The 10789-nt window shown below is 73.4% G+C and carries 10 protein-coding genes; 5 read left to right on the top strand and 5 right to left on the bottom strand.

Annotated features, from left to right (window positions below; all coding sequences use genetic code 11):
• Positions 1-4: 4 nt before the first annotated feature.
• Positions 5-442 (top strand): DUF742 domain-containing protein, encoded by a 438-nt coding sequence (locus ACFZAX_RS27665; protein ID WP_390964993.1) that lies wholly within the window; start codon positions 5-7, stop codon positions 440-442.
• The gene (locus ACFZAX_RS27660) at positions 423-1028 is read left to right on the top strand and encodes an ATP/GTP-binding protein (protein ID WP_390964992.1); all 606 of its coding nucleotides are present in this window, start codon (positions 423-425) and stop codon (positions 1026-1028) included. The genes ACFZAX_RS27665 and ACFZAX_RS27660 overlap by 20 nt, the downstream gene beginning before the upstream one ends.
• Positions 1029-1045: 17 nt before the next feature.
• Here ACFZAX_RS27660 and ACFZAX_RS27655 read toward each other — a convergent pair whose 3' ends face one another.
• Together ACFZAX_RS27655 and ACFZAX_RS27650 are read right to left on the bottom strand one after the other, a co-directional pair.
• The gene (locus ACFZAX_RS27655) at positions 1046-1411 is read right to left on the bottom strand and encodes an Mpo1-like protein (RefSeq protein WP_390964991.1); all 366 of its coding nucleotides are present in this window, start codon (positions 1409-1411) and stop codon (positions 1046-1048) included.
• A gap of 101 nt (positions 1412-1512) precedes the next feature.
• A complete protein-coding gene (locus ACFZAX_RS27650; protein WP_390964990.1) occupies positions 1513-2331 on the bottom strand; it encodes a M15 family metallopeptidase in 819 nt (272 codons plus the stop codon).
• Positions 2332-2390: 59 nt separating this feature from the next.
• On the opposite strand from ACFZAX_RS27650, the gene ACFZAX_RS27645 reads away from it, so the two are divergent.
• On the top strand, positions 2391-2927 hold the full coding sequence (locus ACFZAX_RS27645) for an NUDIX domain-containing protein (RefSeq protein ID WP_390964989.1): 537 nt from the start codon (positions 2391-2393) through the stop codon (positions 2925-2927).
• Between the two features lie 46 nt (positions 2928-2973).
• Here the strand turns inward: ACFZAX_RS27645 and ACFZAX_RS27640 are convergent, their stop codons facing one another.
• Positions 2974-4701: a TIM-barrel domain-containing protein gene (locus ACFZAX_RS27640; protein ID WP_390964988.1), complete on the bottom strand. Its 1728-nt coding sequence runs from the start codon at positions 4699-4701 to the stop codon at positions 2974-2976.
• A 254-nt stretch (positions 4702-4955) separates the two neighbouring features.
• On the opposite strand from ACFZAX_RS27640, the gene ACFZAX_RS27635 reads away from it, so the two are divergent.
• Both ACFZAX_RS27635 and ACFZAX_RS27630 read left to right on the top strand, forming a co-directional pair.
• Positions 4956-6932 (top strand): acetoacetate--CoA ligase, encoded by a 1977-nt coding sequence (locus ACFZAX_RS27635; protein WP_390964987.1) that lies wholly within the window; start codon positions 4956-4958, stop codon positions 6930-6932.
• Positions 6933-7080: 148 nt separating this feature from the next.
• Positions 7081-8043 (top strand): hypothetical protein, encoded by a 963-nt coding sequence (locus ACFZAX_RS27630; protein WP_390964986.1) that lies wholly within the window; start codon positions 7081-7083, stop codon positions 8041-8043.
• Between the two features lie 145 nt (positions 8044-8188).
• Here ACFZAX_RS27630 and ptsP read toward each other — a convergent pair whose 3' ends face one another.
• Together ptsP and ACFZAX_RS27620 are read right to left on the bottom strand one after the other, a co-directional pair.
• Positions 8189-9859 (bottom strand): phosphoenolpyruvate--protein phosphotransferase, encoded by a 1671-nt coding sequence (ptsP, locus tag ACFZAX_RS27625; RefSeq protein WP_390964985.1) that lies wholly within the window; start codon positions 9857-9859, stop codon positions 8189-8191.
• Positions 9860-9932: 73 nt separating this feature from the next.
• The gene (locus tag ACFZAX_RS27620; protein ID WP_390964984.1) at positions 9933-10382 is read right to left on the bottom strand and encodes a PTS glucose transporter subunit IIA; all 450 of its coding nucleotides are present in this window, start codon (positions 10380-10382) and stop codon (positions 9933-9935) included.
• Between the last annotated feature and the right edge of the window lie 407 nt (positions 10383-10789).

Below are 10789 nucleotides of genomic sequence, written 5' to 3'. Positions count from 1 at the left end.
TGGCATGAGCGCAGAACCGGCCCGCGACACCGTCCCCGGATCGCCGGGCGCCGCCCCCGGCGTCCGGCCCCTGCCCTGGTTCGACGCGGACGCGGGGCCGGTCGTACGCCCGTACGCGATGACCCGCGGGCGCACCGGCGGCGCGGTCAGCCTCCGGCTCGACCTGATAGCGGTCGTCGTCCCCGAGCCCGCCGCCGACGACCCCGACAGGGACGCGACCCTCTCCCCGGAGCACGTGGAGATCGTCGAACTCTGCTGCGCCGTGCCCCAGTCGATCGCCGAGCTCGCCGCCGGCCTGGACCTCCCGGTGGGAGTGGTACGGGTCCTGGTGGCCGATCTCGTCGAGGAGGAGCTGGTGCAGGTGACCCGACCCGTTCCGCCGGCCGAACTGCCGGACGTGAACCTTCTGCGCGAGGTGATCAATGGCCTTCGGGCGCTCTAGCCGCCGCAAGCGGGCCGTCGCGCCCGTCACCCTGAAGATCCTGGTGGCGGGCGGTTTCGGCGTGGGCAAGACGACGCTGGTGGGCGCGGTCAGCGAGATCAGACCGCTGCGCACCGAGGAGCACCTCACCGAGGCGGGGCGGCCCGTCGACGACGTCTCCGGGATGGAGACCAAGCGGACCACCACCGTGGCGATGGACTTCGGGCGCATCACCCTCCGCGAGGAGCTGGTGCTCTACCTCTTCGGCACTCCCGGGCAGGAACGTTTCTGGTTCCTCTGGGACGAACTGGCCCAGGGCTCCCTGGGCGCGGTCGTCCTCGCGGACACCCGCCGCCTGGAGGAGTGCTTCTCGGCCGTCGACTACTTCGAACGCCGGGCGATCCCGTTCGCGGTGGCCGTCAACTGCTTCGAGGGCGCCGAGACCTACCCCACCGGCATCGTGCGGGCCGCCCTCGACCTCGGGCCGGACATCCCGGTCCTGCTGTGCGACGCCCGCGAACGGTCCTCGGTCCGGGACGTCCTGGTCGAGCTGGTCGAACACGCGCTGACCCGGACCGGGCGGCTCCGGGAGCCGGCCGGCACCTGAGGGGTTCGTCCGCGCCGTCACCCGGCGGCGGGCCGGTCCGCGTTCTCCGCCAGCCACTTCGCGGCGGTCTCCGCCAGCTCGGCGTCGCGCCCGGCGAGCATGGTCAGGATCATCTGCGCGTCCCCGCGCAGCGACCAGGCGGGGTGGCCGAAGGTGGCCGGGTTGTTCCCCTCGATCAGGAAATGCGCCGGCCAGGCCGTCCCGTACCCGATGAGTGGCAGCGCCGCCGCGTACCGCTTCCGGCCGCGCGCCAGCCCGTAGGCGGTGATCGCGAGCCCGGTCAGGGTCCCGGTCAGATGGACCCAGCGGGTCGCGGCCCTGGAGTGCATCGCGACGTAGTAGGGCCAGAACTCCTCGTACGAATCGAACGTCTGCTGCGTCATGGGGGCAAGGTATCGGCTCCCGCCCCGCCGGGAAACGGTCCCGCCCGCCAGATGCGGGGGAGCGGCCGCCGGGACCGTCCTGTGCCGTCCGCCCGGCGCCGTCAGAGGCCGCGCACCGAGCGCCCGTCCACCGGGAAGTCGAAGTAGGTGTCCGGGAAGAGTTCCGGCGTGAAGGTGTAGTGCCACCACTCCTCGGCCAGGTTGACGAACCCGAGACCGGCGAGCGTCCCCCTGAGCAACTGCCGGTTTGCCCGCTGGGCGCCCTGGATCCGCGGATCGTCGGTGTGCGCGAGCGTGTCGAAGCAGTCGTAGCCCGTACCCATGTCCACCGAGTTGTCGGGGAACCGCGCGTCCCGGGGCCCGTAGCAGGGGGCGAGCGGCTCGCCCGGCCGGTACGCCCTCGTCGGTACGGCGGGCAGCCTCACCAGGGTCAGGTCGACCGTGCTGCCCCGGCTGTGTCCGGACTTCTCCGCGATGTAACCGTCCTCGAACAGCCGCGTCTTGTCGACGCGGGGATAGAACTCGTCCTTCATGGTCTGGTCGTCGAGGTCCGTCGCCCAGCGCACGAAGTGGTCCACCGCCCGCTGGGGCCGGTAACAGTCGTACACCTTCAGGGAGTAGCCCTCGTGTCGCAATGCGGTCTGTGCCCGGTGCAGGGCTTCGGCGGCGGGGCGGGTCACGAGGCACACCGGCTTCCGGTAGCCGTCCACCGGGACGCCCATGAAGGTGTGCGGCGTGGCGTACCGGATCTCCTCGATGATGGTGGGGTCCACGGAGCGCAGCGCGACGAAGCCGTCCGGCGCCTTCGGCTCCGGCCGGGCCCGCGCCGAGGGGATGGATACGGTGGCGGCGAGCAGGGCGGCGACGACGACGGTGAGGGCGCGGAGCACGGAACCGGATGCGGCGGTCGTTGTTGTCATGGGCACATCGCTATCAGGTTCCGGCCCCCCGGGGAAGCGTGATCGGATACAGTCCGCCCGTGTCCGAGCCCCTCGCTACGCCCGTACGCGACTCCCACTGCGCCGCCTGCGGAGCCCCGTACGCCGCATCCGTTGTCCGCGCCGGCGCATGGCCCCGTCCCTGCGCCGCCTGCGGCACGACCGCCTACCGCAACCCGCTCCCGGTGGCCGTCGCCCTGCTCCCGGTCACCGACGACGCGGGCGGCGGCCTGGTCGTCATCACCCGGACCATCGCACCCCGGCGCGGCGGACTCGCCCTGCCCGGCGGGTTCATCGACCACGGGGAGGACTGGCGGCACGCCGTCGTCCGCGAACTCCGCGAGGAAACCGGCATCGAGGCCGCCGTCGACGAGGTGACCCTCGCCGACGCGCTCAGCTCCCGAGACGGTCACCTCCTCCTCTTCGGCCTCCTTCCCACCCGTCCCGCCGACCGGCTCCCGCCGTCCGTACCGACCGATGAGACCGCCGGGTACGACGTGCTGCGCGCACCCCGGGAGCTGGCGTTCCCGCTGCACACCGAGGCCGCCCGCGCCTGGTTCGGGGGCCGTTACGCCTGAGGCCCGGCGGACGCCGGGACACCGGCCACCAGCACGCGGCCCCAGGTCACACCCCCCGCACCCGCACCGGGTACGGCACCGGCCCGGCGTGGCCGTCCCGTTCCACCACCACCCGCCCGTCCTCCCACCGCGTGCGGAAACGCTCCACCACCGGCTTTTCCCGCCCCGTGCCGGCGCCCCGCACCAGCACCCCGCCGCCCCGCCGCCCCGGCCGCGGCGCCCATGCCTCCAGCTCCGTCCCGCCGTCGTCGCCCCGCACCGGAATCACCACGCCCGCCCGCGCCAGCACCGGAATCCGCGACAACGGCGCCTCCACCGTCACCCGCCCCGGCCCCTCGTACGACCGGCCCGTCCCCGTGTCGTACCAGCGCCCCCGCGGCAGCCGAACCGTCCGCCGGACCGTTCCCGGCTCCAGCACCGGCGCCACCAGCAACCCGTCGCCCAGCAGGAACGCGTCCTCGCAGTCCCGCAGCGCCCGGTCACGGGGAGCGTCCCACCAGAGGGGCCGTACGTACGGCGCGCCCGTCAGCCGCGCCACGTGCGCCAGCGTCAGGAAGTACGGGCCCAGCCGCTCCCGCTCCAGCAACGCCGCTCTCCCGTAGGCCGGCATCTCCTCCCCGGTACCGTTCCGGGCCACGGCCCCGGTGCGGAACAACGGCAGCCGCGCACCCAGTTGAAGCCACCGCAGATACAGCTCGGACGAGTCCACGTCCCCGAACGCGCTCAGCTCCGGCCCCGAGTACGGCACCCCGCACAGGCCGAGCCCGATGACGGTGGCCAGCGCCGCGCGCAACCCCGGCCAGCCGTCCGCCGCACCTCCGGACACGATCCGCCGCACGTCCCGTTCACGCTCCCCGCCCACCCCGCCCTCCACCGCGTGCCGGGGCTCCGGCGCCCCCGGCGGCGGCAGCGCCGGAGCACCCGCAAGCCCGGTCCAGCCGCGCAGCACCCGGGCCGGCGTCCCCGCCACCGCCCAGCACCGCAACGGCCCGCCGTCCATCCGGACCTCGCTGCCGCCCGGCCGGTCGTGCCCCGAACCCGCGCCCTCCTCACCCTCCCGGATGGTCATCCGCCCCGTCCCGGTGCTGTCGTAGAACACCAGGTGCGTTCCCGCGTCCGAGACCACGAACTGCACCGGCAGCACCGGCGCCGACGGGCCGCCCGCCCCGCCGCCCCGGCCGTACCGCCCCGCATCCGTGGCGACGACCAGCGGGTACGCACCGCTCCGCAACCGAGGGCCCGACGGCGGCCCGCCCAGCCCGAAGAACCGCGCGTCCGCAGGGAGTTGCGACCGCTGCACCCACCGGGCGGGGCCCCCGCCGGCCGCCTCCCACCAGCGCGGCGGCAGCTCCCGCCGCAACCGGACGCCGCCCGGCGTCCGCAGCTCCACCGCCCCGACGCGCGACACCGACACCGTCAGACGCTCCGACACCACCTGCCAGCCACCGTCCGTGCCGGGCTCCAGACGCGCGCGGGGATCGGGCGCCGGCTCCGTCCCCGGGAGACCGTGCGAAGGGCGCCCCCCGGCCCCGTCCCACGACCAGAACACCGCTCCGCCCGCCGCCACCCGGATGCTCAGCTCCGAACGGGCGAACCGCACCACGCCGCCCCCCGGCCCGGGTTCTGCCCCCAGCAACGCCCCGGGCACCCTGGCCAGCTCCGGACCGCGCTGCGGCGACACCCACGAGTCCCCGCGCCACGACCGCCAGGCCGTCCGCATGCCACCGACCGAACCCATCAACTTCACCGAGCGCACCAGGCCATGACCGTCCATGGCGCACACCTTGCCACCAGCCGAACCTGACGGGCGTTTCGTTCAACCTCCGTTCACCCGGGCCCCGGCAGGCGTACACGAACCCCACCGCACCGAGCGCCGCGACGGCCCGACGGCCGCCACGCCGGGACCCGCCCGGCCGACCCTGGTGCGGCGGACGATCACATGGCATCGTCCTCAGTGCTCGCGCGCACCACCCCCTGCACGTGCGCGTCGACGCCCACCCCGCGCACCCGTCAGCCAGGAGCCGCCCGATGACCTCAGCAGCCGACGACACACCCCTCTGGCAGCCCGGCCCCGAACGCGTCGCCGCCGCGGCCGTCACCCGCTTCCAGAGCTGGGCGGCCGAACGCCACGGCGCGCCCGCCGAGGGGGGATACCCGGCACTGCACCGCTGGTCCGTCGAGGAGCTCGACACGTTCTGGCAGGCGGTCGCCGAATGGTTCGACATCCGGTTCTCCACCCCGTACGAGACCGTGCTCGCGAGCCGCGCCATGCCCGGCGCCGAGTGGTTCCCCGGCGCCACCCTCAACTACGCCGAACACGCCCTGCGTACCGCCGAGGACCCGCTCCGCGCCGACGCCCCCGCGCTCTTCCACGTCGACGAGACGCAGGCCCAGGCGGTCATGAGCTGGTCCGAACTCCGCCGTCAGGTCGGCTCCCTCGCGGCGGAACTGCGCGCCCTCGGCGTCACCCCGGGCGACCGGGTCAGCGGCTACCTCCCGAACATCCCGCAGGCCGTCGTCGCCTTCCTCGCCACCGCCGCCGTCGGCGGGGTCTGGACCTCCTGCGCCCCCGACTTCGGCGCCCGCAGCGTCCTCGACCGTTTCCAGCAGGTGGAGCCGGTCGTCCTGTTCACGGTCGACGGATACCGCTACGGCGGCAAGGAGCACGACCGGACCGCCACCGTCACCGAACTCCGCCGCGAACTCCCCACCCTGCGCGCCGTCGTCCACGTTCCGCTGCTCGGTACCCCCGCCCCGGAAGGGGCCCTCGCCTGGGCCGACGTCACCGCCGCCGACACCGAACCCCGCTTCGAGCACGTCCCCTTCGCCCATCCGCTCTGGGTCCTCTACTCCTCCGGCACCACCGGACTGCCCAAGGCGATCGTGCAGTCCCAGGGCGGCATCCTGCTGGAGCACTACAAGCAGCTCGGGCTCCACTGCGACCTCGGCCCGGAGGACCGTTTCTTCTGGTACACGTCCACCGGCTGGATGATGTGGAACTTCCTCGTCTCCAGCCTCCTCACCGGCACTACCGTCGTGCTGTACGACGGCAGCCCCGGACACCCCGACATCAGCGCCCAGTGGCGCGTCGCCGAACAGACCGGAGCCACCTTCTTCGGCACCTCGGCCGCCTACGTCATGGCCTGCCGCAAAGCGGGCGCCCACCCGGGGCGCGACTTCGACCTCAGCCGCGTGCAGTGCGTGGCCACCACCGGCTCGCCGCTGCCCCCGGACGGCTTCCGCTGGCTGCACGACGAGGTCACCGACGACCTGTGGATCGCCTCGGTCAGCGGCGGCACCGACGTCTGCAGCTGCTTCGCGGGCGCCGTGGCCACGCTCCCCGTCCACATCGGGGAGCTCCAGGCCCCGTGCCTGGGCACCGACCTCCAGTCCTGGGACGCCGACGGCACGCCGCACCTGGGGGAGGTCGGCGAACTCGTCGTCACCGCGCCCATGCCCTCCATGCCGCTGCGGTTCTGGAACGACCCGGACGGCAGCCGCTACCACGACAGCTACTTCGCCACGTATCCCGGCGTCTGGCGCCACGGCGACTGGATCACCCTCACCGGACGCGGGTCGGTGATCATCCACGGCCGCTCCGACTCCACCCTCAACCGCCAGGGTGTGCGCATGGGTTCCGCCGACATCTACGAGGCCGTCGAGCGGCTGCCGCAGATCCGCGAATCCCTCGTCGTGGGCATCGAAGAGCCCGACGGCGGCTACTGGATGCCGCTCTTCGTGCACCTCGCCGACGGAGCCGTACTCGACGACGACCTGCGCACCGCGATCACGCGCACGCTCCGCGAGAACCTCTCGCCCCGCCATGTACCCGACGAGGTCATCCAGGTCCCCGGCATCCCCCACACCCTCACCGGCAAGCGCATCGAGGTCCCCGTCAAGCGCCTCCTCCAGGGGACCCCCCTGGACCAGGCGGTCAACGCCGGCTCCATCGACGACGTCGGCCTTCTCCGCCACTACGCCGAGCTGGCCCGCACCCGCCACTGAGACGGACCGCGGCGGGCAGGCCGTTGTCAGACCCCCTGATTACGCTGAGTAGGCACAGATCGACCGTACGTCTCCGCGAGCCGAACGCGCGCGGACCGCCGTACCAGACCGCCGTACCAGACCGCCGTACTCAGGGGGAGCACCGCTCATGAACCGCACCGGACGCAACGGACGCACCGACCGCGCGACCGACCCGACCCGCCGCGCCCGCCGCACCGGGGCCCCGCCGGACCGGCGGCCCCGGTCCACCCGCCGAGCGCTGCGCCGCGAAGTCCCCGGCACCGTCGGCGTCCTGGTCGACCCCCAGGACTTCGCGGCGATGCGTGCCTACCGCACCTTCCCCTTCGAGGACCACGCCGCCTATCTCCACGAGGTCGAGGGCCTGCTGAAAGGCTTCGAGGCCGAGGGGCTCCACACCAGCCTCGCGCTCTTCGACCCGTCGGAGTTCGGCGAGTTCTGCGCGGAGCACCGGCTCGACCCCGACAGCGCCGACGCCCGCACCCGCTTCACCGCCGAGATCGCGACCGCCGGCGTCACGGTCCCCTACACCGGGCAGCCGCTCGACCGGATTCTCCCGCTTCTCGTCTCCCGCGTCGTACGCCGTGCCACCTGGGAATACGCCACCGTGCTCCTGGCGGACCTCGGGGCCTGCGCGGACTGCGGCCAGGACATCGGCGGGGCCGCCTTCGACCGGGCCTCGCACCTTCTGCTCCGGCTCCTGGAGACCGCCGGCACCGGTACGCACCACGTCGTCTGCTCCATCCGCTCCACCGACGACCGGCTCCTCGCCGTCCTCCACACCCGCCAGGACGGGGGACGCCCGCCCGTTCTCTCAGCCGCCGAAGGGACGGAGCTGGCGACCGTGCTCGCGGTGGGCGTCGCGCTGGAGGCCCCCGGAGGCGTCGTCCTGCGCACCACCACCCCCGACGCCCCGGACCGGGTCCACGGCTGGCGGCTCGACCGGGGCAGCCTGCTCCCCCTGACCGCGGGAGAGGTGTTCTCCGCCTACTGCACCGACGCCGGCACCGGCGAGCCGGTCGGCCCCGAACCGGGCGTGGACTACCGCGCCGGCTTCGACATCGGAGCGGAGGAGCCCCGGCCCCACCACTGACCCGCCTCCATACCCGGAGCCCCACGCCCCAGGCCCACGCCCCAGGCCAACGCACCGGGCCCACGCACCGGGCGCGCACGCGCAGGGGCTCCCCGCGACCACTGCGGGGAGCCCCTGCGTCAGGTCGCCCGGCAAGTGGGCGCGGCTACGCGCCCTCCAGCACCGCCCGGGCCGCGCTCCGCGCGTCCTCCGCGGAGTCCGCGGCGCGGGCCGCCGCGGCGGCCCGCTCGCACTGCGCCAGTGTGTACTGCGCGAGCATCGCCCGTACGTAGGGGAGCGAGGCCGCGCCCATCGACAGGGAGGTGACCCCGAGCCCGGTCAATACACAGGCGAGCAGCGGATCGGCCGCCGCCTCACCGCAGACCCCACAGCTCGCTCCCTCGGCGCGCGCCCCGTCCGCCGACAGCGCCACCAGGTCCAGGAGCGCCGGCTGCCACGGATCCTGCAACCGGGACACCGCGCCCACCTGCCGGTCGGCGGCGAAGGTGTACTGCGCGAGGTCGTTGGTACCGAGCGAGAGGAACTCCACTTCCTGCAGCACCGAGCGCGCCCGCAGGGCGGCCGACGGGATCTCCACCATCGCCCCCACCTTCGCCCACAGCCCCGCCTCGCGGCAGGCGTCGGCGAAGTCCTTCGCATCGGCCCGGTCGGCGACCATCGGCGCCATGACCTCCAACTGCGCCGGCTGCCCTTCGGCAGCCTTGGCCAGAGCGGTCAGCTGGGTGCGCAGGACGTCCGGGTGGTCCAGCAGGCTGCGCAGCCCCCGCACTCCGAGCGCGGGGTTCGGCTCGTCGGCCGGGGTGAGGAAGGCCAGCGGCTTGTCCGCTCCGGCGTCGAGCACCCGGACGACGACCCGGCCCTCGGGAAAGGCTTCCAGCACGGCGCGGTACGCCGCTACCTGCTTCTCCTCGGAAGGCGCCTGCTCACTGTCGTCCAGGAACAGGAACTCCGTACGGAAGAGCCCGACGCCCTCCGCGCCCGCCTCCACCGCCGCCGGCACGTCCCCCGGACCGCCGATGTTGGCCAGGAGCGGCACCTTGTGCCCGTCCGAGGTGGCGCCCGGCCCACTGGAGGCGGCGAGCGCCGCCTCGCGCGCGGCAGCAGCGCCCTCCAGCGCGGCCCGCTTCTCCGTGCTGGGTTCGACGAACACCTCGCCGGTGCCGCCGTCGACGGCCACGACCACGCCCTCGGCCAGCTCACCGGCGCCGGGCAGCGCGACCACGGCCGGCACCCCGAGGGCGCGCGCCAGGATCGCGCTGTGGCTGGTCGGCCCGCCCTCCTCGGTGACGAAGCCGAGCACCAGCGCCGGATCGAGCAGCGCGGTGTCCGCAGGAGCCAGATCCCGCGCGATCAGCACGTACGGATGGTCGCTGTCCGGCACCCCCGGCATCGGCACCCCGAGCAGCCTGGCCACGATCCGGTTGCGTACGTCGTCGAGATCGGCGACCCGCCCGGCGAGGTACTCCCCGGCATTGGCCAGCAGCGTGCGGTACGCGGCGAAGGCGTCGTAGAGACCGCGCTCGGCGGTACTCCCCTCAGCGATGCGGCGCTCCACGTCGGCCATCAGCTCCGGGTCCTGCGCCATCATGGCCTGCGCTTCCAGCACCCCCTGCGCCTCACCGCCGGCGAGGTTCCCGCGCGCGATCAGGTCGGCCGCGACGGCCTCCACCGCTTGCCGGGCGCGTCCCTGCTCCCGCGTCGCCTCCTCCGGGGGGATCTGCCTGACCGGCGGCTCAAGGACCGCCGTCCCCATGTGCCGGACCTCGCCGATGGCCACCCCGTGGCTCACACCGACGCCTCGCAGCGTTGTCTCCATGTCACCCGTCTCCGTTTGTGCGGCGGGAACCCCCGCGGTGGATGTCCGACTGGCTCGTGACGGAAGGGCAGGGTCACTGCCAGCCGAAGAGGGTGCCTCCCGCTTTCACGTCACCCGACTCCTGGACGTCCGAGAGGGAGTCGGCCGTGGCCTCCAGGGCCACGACGGGACAGATCGGGGACTTCCCCGCCGCCTCGACCTCGACCGGGTTCCACCGCACGATTCCCTGCCCGCGGGTCACGGTGTCCCCCTTGTTGATGAGGAGCTGGAACCCTTCGCCGTTGAGCTGGACGGTGTCGATCCCCAGGTGCGTCAGGACACCGTGCCCCTCGCTGTCGACCACCACGAACGCATGCGGGTGCAGGGAGACCACGACGCCGTCGACCGGCGAGACCGCCTCGCCTGGCTCCCGGACGGGGTCGATGGCCGTGCCGGGCCCCACCATCGCTCCCGAGAAGACCGGGTCGGGGACCGCGGCCAGCCCGATGGCCTGTCCGCTGAGGGGGGACGTCACGTGGGTCATGGATGCCTCCGGGAAGTGGAGCTGGGGAGCCTGGCTGCTGGATGGCCATCCCCCGGTGTCGCGGGGCGGCGCACTCCTCAGCAGCGTAAGTCATGGGAAGTCACGATTCCGCGCGAGATGTCCCGTTTGGCTGACGTAGAAGTGCACCGCGAACGATTTGCCTCGTCTCCCGACGAGGCTGTACTGTCGTAGATCTGCCTGGCCCCACCGCGACTTCTGGTCCCGGGGTCGGTGGCGACTCTCCTGCGAAACTCTGCCCGAATTCGGGCTTCCGCATGCCTGCGGCGGCCTGGTCGGAGGGCAAGGAATTGCCTGATAGAGTCGGACTCGCCGGAAAGGGAAACGCGAAAGCGAAGAACTGGAAAGCGAAAATTGCTTGACCCGCTTCGACCGGGAATCGGACAGAT

The sequence above is a fragment of the Streptomyces sp. NPDC008125 genome (assembly GCF_042957125.1).
GTDB lineage: Bacteria > Actinomycetota > Actinomycetes > Streptomycetales > Streptomycetaceae > Streptomyces.
This window is presented reverse-complemented; position numbering and strand designations above follow the sequence as displayed.